General features: G+C 50.1%; 20 protein-coding genes. 15 read left to right on the forward strand and 5 right to left on the reverse strand.

Annotated features, from left to right (window positions below; genetic code table 11):
- Positions 1 to 42: 42 nt before the first annotated feature.
- Complete coding sequence (locus tag HZI36_RS00555) at positions 43 to 924, forward strand: bifunctional DNA primase/polymerase (RefSeq protein WP_179400662.1); 882 nt, start codon at positions 43 to 45, stop codon at positions 922 to 924.
- Between the two features lie 51 nt (positions 925 to 975).
- Positions 976 to 2682 carry a primase-helicase family protein gene (locus HZI36_RS00560; protein ID WP_179400663.1) on the forward strand — a complete coding sequence of 569 codons (1707 nt, stop codon included), beginning with the start codon at positions 976 to 978 and terminating at the stop codon, positions 2680 to 2682.
- Between the two features lie 745 nt (positions 2683 to 3427).
- Here the strand turns inward: HZI36_RS00560 and HZI36_RS00565 are convergent.
- Positions 3428 to 3859 carry a lysozyme gene (locus tag HZI36_RS00565; RefSeq protein ID WP_179400664.1) on the reverse strand — a complete coding sequence of 144 codons (432 nt, stop codon included), beginning with the start codon at positions 3857 to 3859 and terminating at the stop codon, positions 3428 to 3430.
- An 88-nt stretch (positions 3860 to 3947) separates the two neighbouring features.
- Between HZI36_RS00565 and HZI36_RS00570 the strand changes: the two genes are divergently transcribed.
- The 4 genes from HZI36_RS00570 to HZI36_RS00585 all read left to right on the forward strand — a co-directional run bounded on the left by HZI36_RS00570 (position 3948) and on the right by HZI36_RS00585 (position 8720).
- On the forward strand, positions 3948 to 4181 hold the full coding sequence (locus tag HZI36_RS00570) for a hypothetical protein (protein WP_179400665.1): 234 nt from the start codon (positions 3948 to 3950) through the stop codon (positions 4179 to 4181).
- Positions 4182 to 4229: 48 nt separating this feature from the next.
- Positions 4230 to 4661 (forward strand): antirestriction protein, encoded by a 432-nt coding sequence (locus HZI36_RS00575; RefSeq protein WP_179400666.1) that lies wholly within the window; start codon positions 4230 to 4232, stop codon positions 4659 to 4661.
- A 448-nt stretch (positions 4662 to 5109) separates the two neighbouring features.
- Positions 5110 to 5484: a hypothetical protein gene (locus HZI36_RS00580; RefSeq protein ID WP_179400667.1), complete on the forward strand. Its 375-nt coding sequence runs from the start codon at positions 5110 to 5112 to the stop codon at positions 5482 to 5484.
- 41 nt (positions 5485 to 5525) lie between these two features.
- Entirely contained in the window at positions 5526 to 8720 is a 3195-nt protein-coding gene (locus HZI36_RS00585) for a glycosyl hydrolase family 28-related protein (protein ID WP_179400668.1), read from the forward strand.
- Between the two features lie 136 nt (positions 8721 to 8856).
- On the opposite strand, the gene HZI36_RS00590 is transcribed toward HZI36_RS00585, so the two are convergent.
- Both HZI36_RS00590 and HZI36_RS00595 read right to left on the reverse strand, forming a co-directional pair.
- Positions 8857 to 9606 (reverse strand): abortive infection system antitoxin AbiGi family protein, encoded by a 750-nt coding sequence (locus tag HZI36_RS00590; protein ID WP_179400669.1) that lies wholly within the window; start codon positions 9604 to 9606, stop codon positions 8857 to 8859.
- A gap of 17 nt (positions 9607 to 9623) precedes the next feature.
- Positions 9624 to 9971: a hypothetical protein gene (locus HZI36_RS00595; protein ID WP_179400670.1), complete on the reverse strand. Its 348-nt coding sequence runs from the start codon at positions 9969 to 9971 to the stop codon at positions 9624 to 9626.
- A 125-nt stretch (positions 9972 to 10096) separates the two neighbouring features.
- Between HZI36_RS00595 and HZI36_RS00600 the strand changes: the two genes are divergently transcribed.
- The 3 genes from HZI36_RS00600 (at position 10097) to HZI36_RS00610 (ending at position 12016) form a co-directional block, all read left to right on the forward strand.
- A complete protein-coding gene (locus HZI36_RS00600; protein ID WP_179400671.1) occupies positions 10097 to 10327 on the forward strand; it encodes a hypothetical protein in 231 nt (76 codons plus the stop codon).
- Between the two features lie 171 nt (positions 10328 to 10498).
- Positions 10499 to 11434 carry an STM4504/CBY_0614 family protein gene (locus tag HZI36_RS00605; RefSeq protein WP_179400672.1) on the forward strand — a complete coding sequence of 312 codons (936 nt, stop codon included), beginning with the start codon at positions 10499 to 10501 and terminating at the stop codon, positions 11432 to 11434.
- Between the two features lie 51 nt (positions 11435 to 11485).
- Entirely contained in the window at positions 11486 to 12016 is a 531-nt protein-coding gene (locus HZI36_RS00610) for a hypothetical protein (protein ID WP_179400673.1), read from the forward strand.
- A gap of 69 nt (positions 12017 to 12085) precedes the next feature.
- Here the strand turns inward: HZI36_RS00610 and HZI36_RS00615 are convergent, their stop codons facing one another.
- Together HZI36_RS00615 and HZI36_RS00620 are read right to left on the reverse strand one after the other, a co-directional pair.
- The gene (locus tag HZI36_RS00615) at positions 12086 to 12295 is read right to left on the reverse strand and encodes a hypothetical protein (protein ID WP_218883526.1); all 210 of its coding nucleotides are present in this window, start codon (positions 12293 to 12295) and stop codon (positions 12086 to 12088) included.
- 56 nt (positions 12296 to 12351) lie between these two features.
- Positions 12352 to 12582: a hypothetical protein gene (locus HZI36_RS00620; protein ID WP_179400675.1), complete on the reverse strand. Its 231-nt coding sequence runs from the start codon at positions 12580 to 12582 to the stop codon at positions 12352 to 12354.
- 211 nt (positions 12583 to 12793) lie between these two features.
- Between HZI36_RS00620 and HZI36_RS00625 the strand changes: the two genes are divergently transcribed.
- The 6 genes from HZI36_RS00625 to HZI36_RS00650 all read left to right on the forward strand — a co-directional run bounded on the left by HZI36_RS00625 (position 12794) and on the right by HZI36_RS00650 (position 17912).
- Positions 12794 to 12976, forward strand: a complete 183-nt coding sequence (locus HZI36_RS00625; protein ID WP_179400676.1) for a hypothetical protein — start codon at positions 12794 to 12796, stop codon at positions 12974 to 12976.
- Between the two features lie 11 nt (positions 12977 to 12987).
- Positions 12988 to 13566, forward strand: a complete 579-nt coding sequence (locus tag HZI36_RS00630) for a hypothetical protein (protein ID WP_179400677.1) — start codon at positions 12988 to 12990, stop codon at positions 13564 to 13566.
- A 281-nt stretch (positions 13567 to 13847) separates the two neighbouring features.
- Complete coding sequence (locus HZI36_RS00635; protein ID WP_179400678.1) at positions 13848 to 14327, forward strand: hypothetical protein; 480 nt, start codon at positions 13848 to 13850, stop codon at positions 14325 to 14327.
- Positions 14324 to 15766, forward strand: coding sequence for a PBSX family phage terminase large subunit (locus tag HZI36_RS00640; protein WP_179400679.1), 1443 nt, complete (start codon positions 14324 to 14326; stop codon positions 15764 to 15766). Before HZI36_RS00635 ends, HZI36_RS00640 begins: the two co-directional genes overlap by 4 nt.
- Positions 15767 to 15808: 42 nt before the next feature.
- Positions 15809 to 16912 carry a hypothetical protein gene (locus HZI36_RS00645; RefSeq protein ID WP_179400680.1) on the forward strand — a complete coding sequence of 368 codons (1104 nt, stop codon included), beginning with the start codon at positions 15809 to 15811 and terminating at the stop codon, positions 16910 to 16912.
- Positions 16913 to 16955: 43 nt separating this feature from the next.
- A complete protein-coding gene (locus HZI36_RS00650) occupies positions 16956 to 17912 on the forward strand; it encodes an SU10 major capsid protein (RefSeq protein WP_179400681.1) in 957 nt (318 codons plus the stop codon).
- Positions 17913 to 18143 lie beyond the last annotated feature (231 nt).

The following is an 18143-nucleotide window of genomic DNA, read 5'->3' on the forward strand; positions in this document are numbered from 1 at the left end:
TCTTCCTCATTTCTGGCATAGAAAATAACAACGGAGAATAATATGCTCAATACTGAACTTGAAGTACTACAGTTACAAGGCGCGCTGTACGTACCCATCCCACTTGGTCAGAAGGGACCAGCTACAGCAGGTTGGCAGCACAACCCCAAGCAACTGCACGAGATACCAGACAACGGCAACGTTGGTGTTTTGCTCGGGCCGAAGACCGGTCTGTGTGCGATCGATTTCGACGGCGCATGGGGACGGAAACTTTTTGACGAGCTTTTCGGCGGCATGGCAATATTGCCCGAGACCGTAATGTGGTCGTCAGGGAAGCCCCATCGCTTCCAAATGCTGTTCAGCGTTCCGTCCGAATGCTGGCAATACCTGCGTACCGTCAAGAAAAACGACAAGCAAGCGACAGGCAAGCCCGAAGGTCTTGAGTTCCGCTGGAACAACGTACAGTCTGTACTACCTCCTAGCATCCATCCTGAGACGCAGAAGCCGTATCACTGGCTTGCTAGTCCTTGCGATGTAGCTGTAGCGGAATTGCCTGAAGTTGTACTTGCTTGGTGGTTAGCGGAATGCAATCCCGAACCGGTCAAACACCAGTACGAGTTCACAGGCAACAGCACTGAGCAGGAAGCAAAGGTCATAAAGTGCCTTGATGCGATCAAGCAGAAGCAGCCAGTTCTTGGTTACGACGACTGGTCTGTGATCACTTGGTCAGTGTTCAACACGCTAGAGCACAACGAGCAGCAAACAGTTGCTCTCATGTCACAGCGCTGGCCTGAACAGAAACGCGGTGAGTACAGCAAGCTGCTTACTAGTCGCTACAACGGTACTAGACGCAGAACGATGGGAACGCTGTACCACTATGCAGGTATTAAGCTAGATCGCAAAGACGTACTACAGGCGAGACTAGCCACACTGCTTAGAAAATAAAAATAACAACACACGGAAAATAAAAAGATCATGAACACACATGACATTGACATGGAAGCAGTCAAAAACGCTTCATTCGAAAAGAAACAATTGATCGACGCACTGAAGAAAGACGTTAAGTTGCTTGATACCAAACTAGCAGAGCTTGACAAGCAAGCAGTGCTGTTCAAAGACGACCCAGTTCTGTCACAGGCAATGCTGGCAAGGATCGAAGCTACAAGCAACGAACGCACAGACAAGCTGAAGCGGATCAACGACCTTGAGATTGAAGTCAAGCAGGGACAGCACGCAGCAAAGCAGTTGAAAGACGAGCAGGATTCTGGCGAGATCGGCCCACTAATGCAAAGGTTCAATATGGGCTACTCGATCAGAGACCAACGCTACATCAGCTTCAAGAACTCATCCGACAACATCACTGTGGTCTGCAATCCGCAACCACTGCTGTTCACGCACGAGCAGATGGTTGACGAACTCAGCTTGATCTCAGGCAAGAAGATCACACTCGACAAAGAAGCGTTAAAGGATGTGTTTCGCGCAGATGACCGTATCTATACGGCAATGGTAACCAGCTTCAAGATTGATCGTTGGGGCAAGAGCTTTTATAACGTTGCACGCGTGTTGAAAGATACGTTTTGGGTGCAGCCAGACAACACTGAGCCGTACAACGAGTTGTTCGATCACTTGATCTACAGTGTTGCGGGTGGCAAGCAAGAGAACGTTCAGCACTTGGAAAAATGGATCGTACACAAGCACAAATTTCCAGAGCGCAGTGAAAGCACTCCGAACCTGGACTTGATGGGCGCCGGCGGTGGTAACGGCAAGAACTTGTTCAAGGACATGTTGGAAACCATTTTTGCAGGTGGTTGCGTGGTTCCAATTGGACAAAAGGACTTGGAAAACGGCTTTAACTCAATGCTTGAGAATGCGACTATTGGCTTCATCGACGAGAACGAAGGCAAGAGCTTTAGTGCAGACGCATACAAGCGTGCAACTGGTAGCACGAACTTTCGACTGGAAAAGAAGGGCAAGGACGCAATAGCAGCAGACGCTAACTACAACCTGCTTTGTGCATCTAACAACGGCCTGAAAGGCTCTATCCCTGTTGATGGCAGTGGTACTAGCGGTGCTGACCGTCGTACCTCTGTTATTCATACAAACATTCGATTGAAAGAGCGTTTGCAAGACGTATACGAGTGCAACATTGATACCGCAAGCGAGCTAACACATGAGATCGCACTGCTTGTAAAGAACCGAGAGGAAGTGGCAAAGTTCCTGACTCATCTGTTCAGCAAGCACGGTGCAGACCTCAATGGTGTGTTGTTGGCCTTGCATGGTGAGGACTACCAAGAGCAGGTCAAGGCACAACGTTCAGACATCAATACACTGTACGACGCGATCATCAAGTATGCAGTCAACGACGGTTGCATTCCGCTGAAGCTTGTACACCGTATTGTTAATGCTTGTGTTGATAAGCCGATGAAAGTGTCAGAGGTCAAGGAGCAGTTCAGCAACGCTCTGATGTTGAACGGCTACAAGAGCCAGTGCGAGAAGCAGTACTTTGAAAACTACTGGGGCGACGAGAAAGGCGCAGCGAAAGACCAAGCACAGGTCTGGATTCTTGATAAGAGCGGTGTGCTCAATGTCAATTACAAGCAGTATCTGTCCCACAAGCCAGTAGCTGGCAAAAAGAGCTGGTCCGACGACCTGTTAATCGGCGAGCACCTAGCGGAAGAGCTGCGCCAGTACCGCCAAGTATAAAAATCGAGCATTTGAGCACGGAAATCGCTGGAATCCCTCGTCCTATAAGACTTCCACGCCGTGCTCAATGCAAAAAATCGAGCACCAATCAAGCACCAGTCGAGCATGGCTCGGATATAACACATAAAGGAATAAGTAAAAATGAAACGATTAAAAGTAAATCTAAAGAAGACGTTGTTCAAGCATCACATGCGGTTGACCTACACGCCAAAATCAGGAACGAGTATCTGTGACATGCACTGTGCAATCGTGGACTGCTTGCAGCGCTTCCCACATGACGCGCAAGTGGTTCAGAACAAGAGCAGTGTGGTCATCAACATCATAAGGGACGAAAGCCCACTAAACCTCTTGCTTGAGGATCTTGGTTATTTCGACACTTGGAGCGAATAAGATGAGTACACCAAGAATGACAGCAGCAGATTGCCTAAAGCGCATCAACCAAATACGAAACCGTATCAATAACGTAACAACCCTACAGCAAGGTTGGGACTTTGAGTTGTACTGTGATACACAAGATGAATGGGAGCAGCTATGCGAACTGATCGGAACCAGCGGCCCATTGCAAACGCAATGTCGGTTCACAGTAACCGATGACGTGTTAGCGCTACAGCTAAAACTCACGTATATCGACGCATAAGTACAGCGCGAGTATAAATAGGGTGGTGGATGTCAAAGAGTCCATGCATTGTTTTATTCTCCGAAACCGGGCAACCATTTCCAGCAGGACTTGGTTGCCTTCCTCATTTCAGGCTGGTGTCTCAAACAGCTTTGCTTCTGCTGCTCGTCTTGCCACTAGCCCCGGTAGTACTTTCCCGCCTGCATACACCCACAAGTGAAACTGGTTGGCTGCCCCTGTGTAGTTGCCCATGTTCAGCAGCTTCAACAGTGTGCTTTCCGCTAGGCTTCCTTGCCCCAAATTGAACACGAAGTCGGTCAAAGCATCGTACTGGTTCTGGCTCAATGTGACTGTGACCAAACGGCTTACGGCTGCACCTGCTGCTGCTAAATCCTGTTCCAAGTACTGAATGGCTTGGGCGTCCGTGATAGTCATGCCAGCAGCGACACCAGCAGTATGGCCGTAGCCGATTGTCCAAACGCCTACCGAGTCTTGATAGGAAGTTAGAACGCATCCCTCTGATGCCTCTACCAGATTGATACAGTTGATTGATGGAGTCATACGGATTCCTTATAAATCCGTATTTACCTCTCATATAACTGCTAACTTGGCTGGGGTAAATATACTGAACAAGCCTACAGGGGACTCTATGGCAGACGATTTAGACGCAGTGCGCGCAACCATGAACACACACCTATTTGAGTGTGCCCAAAACTACGCAGAACTGCATGCGATTACAGAAGTGCAGAATGCAAAGATTGATGCATTAACCAAGACCGTATCTACCCTAACAACTGTGATCATTTCCAGCGTTGGTTTTGCATTTGCCACGGTTGTTACTGTTGCGGGCTACCTAGCAAAGCTTTACCTGTCTCAGGCTTGATTGGTGCTATGGACTACGTATCATCTGGATCCCACAACGGAGGTTCAGATGAAAGCGAACGAAATCACAGTTACAGCAGTTCCCGAGCAAGAGCGCATGAAGTTCATGCCGTACTTGTTCACTGCCAAGTGCTTCATCCTCAGTGAGCAGACCTTGTTCAGGACCGCACGCAAGATCAGCAAGGAGTACAACGGAGGACACTGGGAGTTCGCGAAACTCAGCAACGGCTCGGGGTTTGCATATCCCGAGTCCCCAGAGAAGTTCAGCGTCTATGTAGACGGCAATGGTTTTGAGGGGGAGCTAGGACGCGAGGCATTCGGTATCGTCTGCACGCTGTTTGCGTTGAGCGGAGCGTGTGCGTATGCGTTCATGAAGGAAATGACAGCAGCTAACGAGACTTTGCACGATCACTATCACCAGCTACGCGACTACGTTGCCCAGCACACGGAAGCAAAGCAAATTTTTAGAGCGATTGACTGAACGTGATAACTTTTTCTTGTATACGGTAGTGGGCGAATACACCATCCAGATACCTAATCTCTGAGGAGAACAAAAATGAGCACTGCTGTAGAACTCTACAAAACCGTACGCAATGACATTCTGAAGCTCGCAGGGATTTGTGCGCTGGGTTTCGCAGGGTCTGGTCTGCTACCAGCTTTGCCAGCAGCATGAAGCGGTGTTAGCTGCTGAAGCACAACAGAAGCTTGATTACAGCAACATCACTACTGCGGACTTGATCGCGTCCATGCCTCCGCTTCCAGCTAGCGCAGCACAAGCAGACAAGCAGTAGTACAGTCCACGTAGTAACCACCAGCACTCTTTCGCGGGTGCTCTTTTTTTGTGCGCGTTTAATGCGTGATTCTCCTGCATAAATAGAACAACAAACACCGTCGGATTGGAGACGGTTCACCATGCAGGAGAAACCAATTTGGCATTCAACTTCTATGCCGGCCAAACATTCAATGGTGCTGGCAACCTCGCTTTTGTAGGCAATTTTACGCCGGGCTACTACGGTACATACGGCGTCACCGGCAACCAGCCGGATTTCAGTCAATGGGTTATCTCAGCTAGCTTGTACGACGCTACAGGCCAGACGCTGATCTATAACTTCAAGGTCACGAATCTATCAGATCCGGCGTTACCAAACACCAATGGCCTGTACATGATTACTGCAATATCCGGCGATACTGCTCAATGGGTAATTGGGAAGGCGCAGTTTGTTGTCAAGGCCGTAGCTGCTGATGGCTCTGAGATCTTAGGCGAGCCAATTTGGTATCGAATTGTGAAGCATCCAATGACATAATCAGCAGTACAAAATAAAACACTCTATAACGAGAACAATAAATGAGTGATTCACAACTTACCTTCACCATACAAACGGATCAAGGCACCTTGGTGTCCAACTTTGGTCCGTATCTGCCGATCCCTGTTGGCAATGACTTGCAGCAGATAATGACCCTGGTAACCGAAGCGCAGGCAACGGTTCAGAGTGCAATCGACGTAGGAAATACAGCTACCGCGCAGGCCAGTCTTGCGAACAGCTACGCTACGAATGCGTCAACAAGTGCGACGAACGCGGCCGGTTCCGCAGCACAAGCATTGAATTCTGCCAATGCAGCGGCCAATTCCGCAGCGCAAGTCGCTTCAAACGCCAGTACAGCACAAGCAGCGGCCAATACCGCACAAACTATTGCCAATCAACTTTCGAAGGATTACGTCGTTACGGTTAAGGATTTCGGAGCGGTCGGTGATGGTGTAACTGACGACACCGTGAGCATTCAGGCAGCACTTGACCACGTAACATCTATCGGTGGTGGGGAGGTTTTCTTTCCCGAAGGCACATACATGGTTATGGCTCCAGTGGCTAACTATCTGTGGCTAACCAAGGCATCTAATCGAATGAATTACGCTGCACTTATGGTTGGTTCGAATACCAAAGTGTCGGGGGCGGGCGCTACATCAATTATTCGATTGATTGGAACACTTCCAAGTCCGGGTACAACTGATGGCCGTGGAGATTATGCGACCACTCACATCATGATTAACAAAAATGCTGCTGGATTGCCGCAGCATATTGTTGACCGAGACATTATCGTATGTGGCCTAAAGTTTGACGGTAATCGCACTCAGCAGTCAGGAGAAGGTGTTTCTTTCTGTGGTGTTGAAAATTTCCTGATTACAGAATGTGACTTTACTAACTCCTACTACGAAACGAACTATATCGTGTACTGTCGTGGGGGTGAGATCGCACATAACCGAATGTACGGCAACGGTCTCTACCAGACGGACGGTGGTGGTCCAATGGCGGATACATCTTCGGATATTCATATCTCGAACAACATGATTCAGGATTGTGGCTACTACTCGATCCTTCTAATTAATGCGTTCAACTGTGTCGCGGAAAACAACCACGTATTCAAAGATACCTATCCTAGTGCGTCGGGTTATCAGTCGATCCGAGTAGCTAACTGCTCGATGTGCGAAGTGCGTGGCAACTACATTCAAGACAGTGCTTATTCGGCGGTTTGGATTCATGGTGGCTACTGCAACAGTGTATGTGACAACTTCATCCTTCACGCAGGCTATGGTGCTGGCGCAGGCTCTAACCTTCACGCGATTACACTTGATTTCATGTCTGGCGCGCCGGGTGGCCGACATATCGTGGATGGCAACAGAATCTTCTACAGCGCGGGTTGCGGTATTGCAGTGCTGGAGGGTATCCCATATGGTGTAGATGACAGCGCGGGCGATAACGCTGGATCAATCATAACGAATAACGTAGTCATGTATAACAACCGTGACGGTATTGCTATCTATGGCAGCTATCACAGGGTTATCGGCAATACCGTTGAGTCGAATGGTATTTCAATCACGGATGGTATTCCCGGGAATGGCTACAACGGTATTACTCTGAATGGTGCAACTTATTGTACTGTTATTGGTAATAGCTGTATGGACATTATTCAGCCTTATGCTGTTCCTCTTAATATTGATGCAGCGTATGGAACCACGTTTGCTACTCCATATACGATAACCCATTCGGCTCAAACGCAGAACTACGGTATCGTAGAATATCCCGGTGGCGTCACTGGCAGCGAGCCAGCGGACTACAACACGATCACGAATAACAATGTTCTGGGCAACCTTGCGAACCCAACAGGTGATGGAGGCTACCACGCCTATAACAACGGCACGGTTATTTGCGGTCAAAACTCGTTAGTTAAGGATAACCAAGGAACGGTAGACAATACTGGTCCGGTCAATCCAAGTAACGGCGGAACTGGTGTAGGAACTATTACTGGCGTTGTCTACGGTAATGGCACAGCAGCAATGAGCGCGGCGACTGGTCCTCAGATTGCAGCGACGCTGGGCACGGCAAACATCAGCGGTAGTGCTGCCAACGTAACCGGCACGGTAGCGGTATCAAATGGTGGCACAGGGGCTACGTCGTTGTCCGGTATTGCATTTGGCAATGGCACATCTGCGATGACAGCGGCTACTGGTGCACAGATTGCAGGCGCCCTCGGAACTACCAACATCAGCGGGAACGCAGCAAACGTGACGGGCACGATTGCCGTTGGAAATGGCGGTACTGGACTAACAACCTACAATGTTGGCGACCTCGTCGTTGCATCTGGTTTGTCGTCGTTGGCATCACTTCCTGATGTTGCTGTTGGTAAGGTTCTTCTCAGCGGTGGCGTTGGCTCCGCTCCCGTGTATGGGCAAGTAGGGCTGACAACTCACATCACAGGAACGCTGCAAGTAGCAAACGGTGGAACAGGGGCGACGACCGCATCCGCCGCACTGGCGAATCTCGGAGCTGCATCCACTGGAGCTAACACGTTTAATGGCGCACAAACCATAACCGCAACAGGTTCAGTTTTGACGCTTAACGAACCCACGGGGACTGGCGACGCGTCCTTCCTCATGGCTAGCAATGGGTCGCTGCGTTGGGAATTCGCTAAAGATGCAGCCACTGACAATTTGGATCTAAACCGATACGTTGGTGGTACTTGGACTGACACCCCGATCAGTGTCAAGAACAACACTGGTACGGTGGTCATCAACACGCTAACCGTAGCATCAAGCTTTAACCCGTCTGGCGGCATTATCGCGGTTGATTATGCGATGGAAGCTGCCGCTGGCAATATTGGGGAGTTTATTTACAGCAACGTCCCTGCTGGTTCTGCTGTTTCTCTGACCTCAGGCACTAACACCAACGTTACCTCGATCAACCTGACGCCGGGCGATTGGGAGATTTATGGTTCGGTTGGAACGTCACCAGGAGCTACGACGACACAGTCTGCATTTGTTGCAGCGCTTAACACAACGTCCGCGACTATGCCAGCGCATCCGAATTACGGTGCATCTGTACTACTGCCGTTTTCAGCATCGGCGGGTACGGGGATTGTTTCGCCAGTTGGTCGCATGCGACTGAACCTCAATGCGAATACAACAGTGTATCTGGTCGTGCGCTGTACGTTTGGAACGTCTACAAACGCTGCATATGGATACGTGGCTGCACGCCGTATGAAGTAACCTTTACGGTATTGATTCGGAGCTGCGTCTATGTAGACTCGCGAAGCATTTTCGTAGACGGTACGTAAGCATACAGACCTGAGAAAGCGTGTGTGCTAAGGGCAGGCCGCTAACCGTCGCTTGCCCTCTTTCCACATTAAAGATCTTGCGCCAAGCTTTCCTGCGAAACTATGCGCGTCTGCAGGATCTTCATGTCCTCGTCGGTGAAGCGTTTGCCCAAGCCTGACGCACTGGACCGCATGAAGTCCACAAGTTCAGGAATGTCCGCATCCTTCTCGACAAAGAGATAACGAATGTCGTCAGCGTTAAAGCCAAGCAGACAGTGTTCAAATGTTTTTTTGTTCGCTGCTTCAATAACCCCATCAGTGTCCCATTTAGAGCGCGGAATAAAGAAATCTATCTGATCATGGTCCGGAACATACCGCCACTCCGATTCTTGATAGAAGTCGACATTGTCGATCATCACTCCCTTGACCTTCATGCTGCCGGTGAGCGGCTTAATATTTCGAGCAATCTCCAAAAAATTGCGTCGTGGTTTCTTTTTTACTGCCTCGTCCATTTGAAGCAATTCAGAGTTTAAATTTTGGACCGAATCCCCGAGCATACTGGTACTGCTCAAATAGATCACCGGATTCAATCGGTTCCGCACTGCCCACGTTCTAGACATTCCAATGCCGTAGTTTCCATACTGTTGAACGTGTTGATCAACGCGACCGAGCGGTATGTCGCAGAAGCAAACCATCGGAAATGCATTTGCAAGACTCTGCCCGGACCAGCTCATATCTTCGAGGCAGTAGCGGGGGTGAAATCCGTTCCTGAGAATGCTTTTGAGATATTCCAGTTTGGGGGTGAAGTGGAATAGCGTCTGTGATTTCGGGCGTGCCATTACAATAATCTCTACGTTTACTTGTACTTGACCTTGACAGTCATCTTGCCCGACTTGCCGACCTTGGCTTCCACGTTTTCGGGGCCAAATTTACCCTTGAGACCTAACCCAGCATCTTGATCCATTGTGATTTCGATGGACTCGGCGCCGTTTTCTCTGCCGGCTTTGATCATCGCTTCAGCCGCTTCGCGCTGCGCTTGTATCGTTGGTCCGTTGTCGAATGCGCTCTTGACGAAGTCGATGGCTTTGCCTAGCAGGTAAACGGTTGGTTCGAAACCCAATGCCTTATAGAGAGGGTTGTCTTTAAGACTCGCCAGGGCCTGCCCCATTCCTTGGTTGGTTGTCAAATCCCACTTCTGTTCCATGTTTTCCCCGACAGTGACCTTGTTGTGAATGAAAGCTGTTGCAAATATTAGCACTTTGGGTACCTAGGGACGAGGTGCGTAGCGCTTGCTAAATATGGCTGTCAGACTTACGTAAGGAGTTATCCATGACAGATACCGTAGACCAAGCAATCGCATCCGCGGAAGGGGCAGTAGTGGCAGCTCAACCACTGGTTCAGACAGTGGGCACCGTCGTTGCCGCAGTTGACCCGTCAGCCGCACCCGCAGTAGCAGCAGTGGAAGCAGTAGCTAGTGCAGCACCAGAAGCCGTTTCAGGTATTGCCGGCATTGTGGCAGCACTTGAAGTTGCGCTTGCACACTTGAAAACACTGGTGTAGGCGTCTAACAGCCCACGGCGCAAAAAAAAGGGAGCAATCATTGCTCCCTTTTTTATGCGAGCGCAATCCACTGCGATTTCCCGCACACTTAGTTGCTTATAATATGAAAGCCGATTCGGTCTCGCGCTCGTAAGCGTTGGGCCGAGCAATTACTACACTAGGGAAGCGAACATGGCAGTGTTTGACTTGTATTCGAAGCGGAAGAAGCGAGCACTCGGGGAAGTTCACGACGTCTACCAGTACGACGCGATCCCAGTGCCATTGCGCGTACAGCTAGTCCACATTCTTGATGACGTTCTCGGGACAGAGGAGGAGTACTACGATAGCTACAAAGGAGTTCAAAAGGTTCATAAATTGATTGTCGACATACTTTGCCGAGAGCACGGCTGGTTTAGGCTGCCCACCAGCCTCCGCGACACAAATCACTTTAAGCAGCTTAGGGGTTTTCTGCTCGATGAGACAGACGTCGATAAGCTATTGGATGCCGTGGAAGTATCGTGTCGAGCGATTGACAAACTGACACGCAACGTTGACTATCGCGGCGAACGCAACAACGATAAGCTGGCTGACGAAGCACTTGAGGAAATCAATACGCGAATGCGGGAGCACGGCGTCGGATACGTGTTTCAGAACGGTGAGATACTGCGCGTAGACTCGCAGCTATTGCATAGCGAAGTTGTGCGGCCGGCGCTAGAGTTGTTGAATGAGCCTGGTTACGAGGGAGTGCAGGAAGAATATCTGGCAGCGCACGAGCATTACAGGCACGGACGTGCAAAAGAGGCGCTGAGTGATTGCCTGAAGGCGTTTGAAAGCATGATGAAGGTAATCTGCAACAAGCGCGGTTGGAGCGTTGGTGGGCGTGGTACTGCCGGTGACCTGATCAAGGCCATTTTCGACAACAAGTTGGTACCTGACTTCTGGCAAAGCCATTTCGGCTCGCTGCGCTCCACACTGGAATCTGGTGTGCCGACTGCCAGAAACAAGTTGGCAGGACATGGGCAAGGTGCGGAGCCTACTGAAGTACCGGCGGACCTTGTCGCCTACATGTTGCACATGACCGGCGCTGCAATCGTGCTGCTGTCCGAACGTGACAAAGCGCTGGGATAGTCCGTAAAAATGACAAGAGCGAGAGACCGGACGATGCGGGCGAAACTCTGTATGGTGATCGTGATGCTGGCTGCGGCAAACTCCGGCATTGCATTGGCGCAATCAAATGGGGATACGTTGCTGGACTGCGAAGGGAGGATGACTTGGGAGGGACATAATGCGCCGAAGGATGTTGAGATACCTGCACCCAGCAGTGTCGTCGGTCGATTTACGCTAGCAGGCGATACACTTCAACCCAGCAGCCTTGGTTCGTATCCGGCTCGCAAGCTCATCTTGTGCGAGAGTACCAGCGACAGCTATACGTTTTCCAACGATTGCACAGCGAACCCTCTTACCTACGTTGCCGAATGGCTTCGCGAAACGAACATCAATACGGAAACAAGTCCGTTCTTCAAGCGCCACCAGAACAGCATGTTTGACCTCGACGTGATTCGCATTGATCGCGTGAACCTCAACTTGGTTGAGACATACTATGCGAATGACACCCACAGCGACTGGAACGGTGCGAGCGTAAAGCATACCCAGTATGTTGTCTCTAGTCAGTTCGTTGCGACCTGCCGAGTGGTAAAGCCGAAGATCTGAACAATACAGAAGAAAAAAGCCCCAAGCATAAGCTCAGGGCTTCCTTTCGTTTTGTCAGGTCCGGTTAATTCAGTGCATCATCTTCGCGAACAGCAGCGAGAGGCTGACGATTGCGCCGATCACGGCTGATGCGGTCGTCGCGCCCCACACAAAGGGCATCCAAGTGCGTTCCCTTCGAAGCTTGGCGCTCTCGTCCACGAGCTTTGCTGTCTCTGCCATCAGCTTTTGGCTCGTGTTCCGCATGACTTCCATGTCAGCCTCGAACTTCAGCAGGTCCATTTGGTCCCTCACAGTCGTTAGCTCCTTGTATGTTATAGCACTTTGCAAGCTTGCGTTCAAAGCTGCTTGCGACCGTCGGTGTACTCGATGGTTTGCGTGAGTTGCAGGGCGGGCACTTTCGCAATCTCAGTCTTACCAAACCAAATGATGAACAGGCCGGGATCAGCAGGGCTGCGCTGTACCTTGCACTTTTTTCCCGCTTTGTGAGTACGGCCAGCATTAAGCCCCAGGTACTTGCTATGCACTTCGACTAGCAGCTTTGCGGGACGCGGAAGTTCGTAGGACATGGTTTGTATTCCTTATCAGTTGACGTGTCGTTTACCACCTTCTGATGGTACGTTCGTGTGGCTACCAATCAACTGCCAGTTCAATTGTGGTTTCCAATTGAACGCATCTCCACCAATAGCCAAATACAACTGGTTTGGTTGCGTTCTTCGCTTGCATGGTTGCCATGCGAAATTACCATCGGAACATGGTTAGGCAACAAGGAGAAACAAGGTGCAAACGCAACGTCTTATCAACTGGATCGACACGCACTACAGACCGCATCCCACGATCGACAACAAGGACGGCACGCTGATTGTGTTCAGCGAAGAAGTAGATGCCGCAGGTGTTGTACGTGTTGTGTGCGACGTTATCCCCGCAGAACTGCAAGCAGCACGTGATCTGCTCGGCTACTAAGGAGACTGAAAATGGCAAAGCAACTTTCGATGACCCCCGACGCAATCAAGAAGCGCGAGAAGCGTGCAGCGGATAAGCAAGCACAAGCAGTTGAACAAAATGTGCCTGTGGTTGACCAGAGCGACGCTGGTTCCCCTGCTGAGGTAGCACCTGACTCCGTGCATGTCCCAGAAGCGAAACCTGTTGGTGGTACCTCTGTGTGCTTCGTAGGGCACGCGTTTATCAAGGGAAAGGGAAAAAACGACAAGCCCAAGAAAGACAGCATTTGGGGCGTTATGCATGTGGGCGACCAGTACGTTAAGTTCTTTGGTCGTGTTGGTGGGGCGCTGCGCTTCAAGGTCGCCGACTGCTTGGAAGAAGCGAAAGACTTGTACGCGCAAAAGCTTGATGGCACTGACGCTAAGAAGCTCAAACACGTTGACCTTGCACCCAGCAAGCAAGTTGAGCTGCTTGGCAACGATTGGCCGGACAGCTTGTTTGCCAGGTACACGGAAGCGCTTGAACGTGGCGCAGTTGATGCGCGCAAACCGGAGCACGTGCAAGTACAGCCCGAGCCTGCTGCATGGCCTTGGCCTCGTAGTGCCGCATAACAGCCTAGGCAGTACAAAATGTGCCCCTGACAGCAGTGTTGGGGGCCATTTCTACTTCCAGAAATAGACGCGGAAAGTACCCAACATACTCAACACAAACCGACCAATCGTAGAGCCAGCACGGTTTTGCCGCTGTTGAGTACCGAAAAAAGCACCCAACATTCGTCGATTCGTACCCAACACACCCAACATCAAATACAGCTAGTTTTAACTACTGTTCTCGCGTTGCTAAATAGACATACGACCTCGCCTTTCTACCAATGGCGATCAGACGAGGACCTATGTCTAATACCAATAAACCTTCCAATGCTTTTACCTCTGCAAACCAGCCTACACCGGGCAATACACGAGGTAAGTCGCCGAAGACCAAAGCACTAGCAGCACTACAACGTGTTCAAAACTGGTCTGAGGATCAACTGTACGACTACATCGTGACAGAGGCGTTCCAGAACAACAACAAAGAGATGCTGGAGCAGTTTCTAAAAGCAGCAGTACCAACAGCACGTACAACACTCCCGAATATCGCATTCCAGTACGACCGAAGTGCGCCTTACCACGAGAAGGCCGAAGTGGTTATGGAGGCAATGAGCAAGGGCGAGATTCCACCAGACGTTGCGCTCGACATCATCAACAGCATCAAGCACATCGCAACCGTGCATGAGCAAGAAGCGCTGGTCAAACGCATCGAGCAACTGGAAACGATCTTGCAAAACACGTTCTCGTTTAATCGTCTTGGTGAGGCGGTGCCGTTGAAAGTATGACAACAGCACTTCTAAAGCGCCTCGGTGCTTTGGAGGAGTTGGTCAAGCAACAACAGCAGATCCAGCAACCAAAGCAGTTCCGCATAGGCGTATTCGCCTCTACACCAAATCAGAGTCTGTTGGGTGTTGTCGATATCAACGGCAAACCACTTGCCGGTACTGACTACGATACAGCGATAGCGGACAAGTTTCTGCCATTGCTGGACACAAAGTATCGCTTTGTATCAATGCGCGGTGGACGTGGCTCCGGCAAGTCCGTCACTGTCGCAAAGATACTGCTGCTACAGGCATATCACAAGCCAATCAAAGTGCTGTGCTTCCGCGAAGTCCAAAACAGTATCAAAGACTCCGTGTATCAGAACCTCGTTGACTTGATCGACGAGCTGGGATTGGGCCACTTCTACAGCTACACGCTAAACGAGATCCGCGGAGCAAACGGCAGCGCGTTCATCTTTAAGGGCTTGTCTGACCAGACTGTTGAATCGATTAAGTCGTTCTCTGGTATCGATATTTGTTGGGGTGAGGAAGCAGCAGGTCTAACAGACAAAAGCTTAAACATTCTCATCCCTACGATCCGTAACGAAGGCAGTCGTTTCTACTTTACGTGGAACCCGAGTTTGGACACAGATGCGGTCTATCACCGCTACGTGCTCAACTCACGTGAAGACGTCAAAGATATCGAAGTCAACTACCTGCATAACCCGTGGTTTCCTAGCGTACTAGAGGTAGAGCTTAATGCGGACAAAGGTCGTCTGTCGCAAGACATGTTCAGCCATATCTGGGAAGGCAAGGTGCTGCCAGCACAGCAGGGCGCAGTCTACTTCCGCGAGATATCAAAGGCTTTTGAGCAAGAGCGCGTTACACGTGTGAGAGTCGATCCAAGTCTTGCTGTCCATTCGATATGGGACTTGGGTATGGCAGACCAAACAGCAATCATCCTTGTACAGCGAACTTTGTCTGAAATACGTGTCGTTGGCTACTTCGAAGACAATCGCAAAACGCTGTCGGAGTACAACCAATTGCTGCGTACATGGGGCACAGAACATCAGGTCAACTGGGGCACTTGCTTCCTACCGCACGATGCGCGACACGACAACATTCAAACAGGACAAACTGCAGAAGAGGTAATGAAGGCATTCGGGTGGAAAGTTGAGATTACACCCAACATCAGCATTGACGAAGGCATCCGTTCCGCTCGCAGCTTGTTTGCATTGTGCTACTTCGACAGGGAGAGCACTGGAGTCTTGCTGGAGTGCTTGAAGCGCTATCGCTATAGCGAACGACCAGACGGAAGCTTTGGCAAACCAGTCCATGACCTGTATTCGCACGGAGCAGACGCGTTCCGTTACCTCGCAGTCAACCAGCAGAGCCTAACGAGTACGAACCTAAGCGCTAGCTGGGGCAAGCCTATCAACTACAGAAAGAATTCTGTTTTTTGATAAAACACAACTAAATCCATAGAACAACAAGGATAAATAAAAATGGATTCAAACGTTACAGATACTACCCAACTCGACGGCACGAGCGCAAGTGTTAGCGACGAGGGCGTGAAGAACCAAGCATCCCTTAACGAAGATGATCTCGCAAGCTATTTAATGGGGCAGCAAGACCACGTCATCAAGGGCAACCAAGGTGGTAGGTCAATCCCCAATCCTTTTGACGATACTCCAGTGTCCGAAAGCGAAGTTGAAGATCATGCAGATGGCGAAGACGAGCTAGACCTTGGGTTGTTGGACAGCGATTCCGAACAGGATACCAATGCTGACGAAGCGGAGTCTAAGGAAGAAGAACCATCGTATGAGCTTCAAGTAGATGGGCAGAAAATCAAAGTTAAGCAGTCTGATTTGATTGCAGACGCACAGAAGTGGCGTGCTAGCAACGACAAGTTCCAAGAAGCTTCCAAAATGCGCAAAGAAGCGGATGAGCTAATGTCAGCGTACCAACAAGAACGCGAAACATTGAAGGGGCTTATCAATCACTATCAGAATTTTATTGACCAGTCGTACAAGAGCCAAGAACCAGATTGGCAAACCCTGTTTGATGCTAACCCAGCTGAGTACATCAGACAGAAAGAGATCTGGGCAGCTCGTATGAACCAAGTGCAGTTGGCAATGCAGCATCAGGAGCAGATTAAAGCTCAAGAGGTGGCTGAGCTCAAAGCACGCGAAGTTGAGTTTGTAGCACAGCAGCGTGCAAAGCTGTTGGACGTGTTCCCAACGTGGAAGGATGATGCAGTACGAGCAAAGGCGGGCAGAGAAATTATGTCCTACCTGAATGCAGAAGGTTTCTCCCAAAGCGAGGCAGACGGTCTGACGGATGTGCGGTACTTGGTTGTAGCTCACAAGGCAGCAATGTACGACAAATTAGTAAAGGCTAACGCAGAGAAGAAAGCGAAAGCTGAACCTTCGAAGCAGACTTTGAAAGCAGGTGTAGGTACGAATAGAGACCCAGGCTTTGCAAAAAGACAGGCTCAAACTCAAGCCGCACGCGATGCAAAAGCGGTGAATGATCAGTTTAGATCTAACCCATCGCAGAGAACGCTGGAAGCTTACTTGGCTAGCCAGTGGACTACAAAGAAGCGATAAGCATCGCACCGTTTAACTTTGCGTCTAATAAAAAGGATAAAAAATGACCGCAAATACAATGACAACATATCAGTCAGTGGGTAACCGTGAAGACCTCATTGACAAGGTATTCATGATTTCACCAACTGACACACCATTCACTTCCGCTATTGCGAAGACTGGTTCAAAAGCACGTTTCCACGAGTGGCAAACAGACGTACTGGCAACACCAGGTCCAGTTGCACTGGTTGAAGGTGCAGATGCTGTGTTCGTAACTCAGAACCCAACCACACGTCTGGGTAACTACACACAGATCGTCGGTACATCTTTCAGCGTGTCAAAGTCACAGGAAGCAGTGAGCCACGCAGGTCCAAACGAATTGGCACGTGCGCAAAGCAAAAATATGATCCAGCTTACCAAGGCGATTGAGTACGCTGCGATCCTGAATACTGCTGTCAACGTTGGTTCCTCAACAACCGCACGTCAGATGGCCGGTCTTGCAGGCTGGTTGAAGACAAACTACTTCGGTGGTACAGGTGGTTCCGCTCCCGGTCTGACAGGTGAGTATCCAGGTACAGCACCAACAGCAGGTACAGGCCGTGCTTATACTGAACTGCTGTTGCAGCAAGCTATCACCCAGACATACACAGAGGGTGGCAAGGTCGATTACTTGCTGATGACCCCAAATGCGAAGATGGTACAAAACGGCTTCTCAGGCGGTGTTACACGTATGCAGGACATTAACGGCGACAAGAACGTTACACTGAACACCACATACACCATCTACGGTAGTGCGTTCGGTAACATCACAATCGTTCCTGACCGCGTTATTGCAAACGCAACCACTTCAGTGTTCGGTGTCGATACAGACATGTTCGCACTTGCTAACCTGCGTGGCTTCGAGACTACAGAGCTTGCTGTTGTTGGTGACTCCATTAACTACCAGATCGTTTGGGAAGGTACTTTGGAAGCACGTAATGAAGCGTCAAGCTTCAACATTGCGGACTTGAACGACGTCTAAACAACGCTTGTGCAGACGGAGGTGACTGCACTCTACGGCGTAAAAAGCCCTGACAGCAATGTTGGGGCTTTTTTCATGGAACACGCCGACCTAAATACGAGTGGAGAAGACAATATGAGAAAGAGACGCAAAAATTTCCACTACGTATATCTGCTTGTGCATGAGTCTGGTCTGTACTACTTGGGCAAACGTTCGTCGGTATGTGTGCCTGCCTGGGATCATTACTGGGGC

The organism is Burkholderia guangdongensis (genome assembly GCF_013403875.1).
Taxonomy (GTDB): domain Bacteria; phylum Pseudomonadota; class Gammaproteobacteria; order Burkholderiales; family Burkholderiaceae; genus Burkholderia; species Burkholderia guangdongensis.

Excerpts from the sequence above, each read along its gene's own strand:
- HZI36_RS00555 (WP_179400662.1), top strand. The coding sequence starts at position 43 with ATGCTCAATACTGAACTTGAAGTACTACAGTTACAAGGCGCGCTGTAC.
- HZI36_RS00560 (WP_179400663.1), top strand. The coding sequence starts at position 976 with ATGGAAGCAGTCAAAAACGCTTCATTCGAAAAGAAACAATTGATCGAC.
- HZI36_RS00565 (WP_179400664.1), bottom strand. The coding sequence starts at position 3,859 with ATGACTCCATCAATCAACTGTATCAATCTGGTAGAGGCATCAGAGGGA.
- HZI36_RS00570 (WP_179400665.1), top strand. The coding sequence starts at position 3,948 with ATGGCAGACGATTTAGACGCAGTGCGCGCAACCATGAACACACACCTA.
- HZI36_RS00575 (WP_179400666.1), top strand. The coding sequence starts at position 4,230 with ATGAAAGCGAACGAAATCACAGTTACAGCAGTTCCCGAGCAAGAGCGC.
- HZI36_RS00585 (WP_179400668.1), top strand. The coding sequence starts at position 5,526 with ATGAGTGATTCACAACTTACCTTCACCATACAAACGGATCAAGGCACC.
- HZI36_RS00590 (WP_179400669.1), bottom strand. The coding sequence starts at position 9,606 with ATGGCACGCCCGAAATCACAGACGCTATTCCACTTCACCCCCAAACTG.
- HZI36_RS00595 (WP_179400670.1), bottom strand. The coding sequence starts at position 9,971 with ATGGAACAGAAGTGGGATTTGACAACCAACCAAGGAATGGGGCAGGCC.
- HZI36_RS00600 (WP_179400671.1), top strand. The coding sequence starts at position 10,097 with ATGACAGATACCGTAGACCAAGCAATCGCATCCGCGGAAGGGGCAGTA.
- HZI36_RS00605 (WP_179400672.1), top strand. The coding sequence starts at position 10,499 with ATGGCAGTGTTTGACTTGTATTCGAAGCGGAAGAAGCGAGCACTCGGG.
- HZI36_RS00610 (WP_179400673.1), top strand. The coding sequence starts at position 11,486 with ATGGTGATCGTGATGCTGGCTGCGGCAAACTCCGGCATTGCATTGGCG.
- HZI36_RS00615 (WP_218883526.1), bottom strand. The coding sequence starts at position 12,295 with ATGGACCTGCTGAAGTTCGAGGCTGACATGGAAGTCATGCGGAACACG.
- HZI36_RS00620 (WP_179400675.1), bottom strand. The coding sequence starts at position 12,582 with ATGTCCTACGAACTTCCGCGTCCCGCAAAGCTGCTAGTCGAAGTGCAT.
- HZI36_RS00630 (WP_179400677.1), top strand. The coding sequence starts at position 12,988 with ATGGCAAAGCAACTTTCGATGACCCCCGACGCAATCAAGAAGCGCGAG.
- HZI36_RS00635 (WP_179400678.1), top strand. The coding sequence starts at position 13,848 with ATGTCTAATACCAATAAACCTTCCAATGCTTTTACCTCTGCAAACCAG.
- HZI36_RS00640 (WP_179400679.1), top strand. The coding sequence starts at position 14,324 with ATGACAACAGCACTTCTAAAGCGCCTCGGTGCTTTGGAGGAGTTGGTC.
- HZI36_RS00645 (WP_179400680.1), top strand. The coding sequence starts at position 15,809 with ATGGATTCAAACGTTACAGATACTACCCAACTCGACGGCACGAGCGCA.
- HZI36_RS00650 (WP_179400681.1), top strand. The coding sequence starts at position 16,956 with ATGACCGCAAATACAATGACAACATATCAGTCAGTGGGTAACCGTGAA.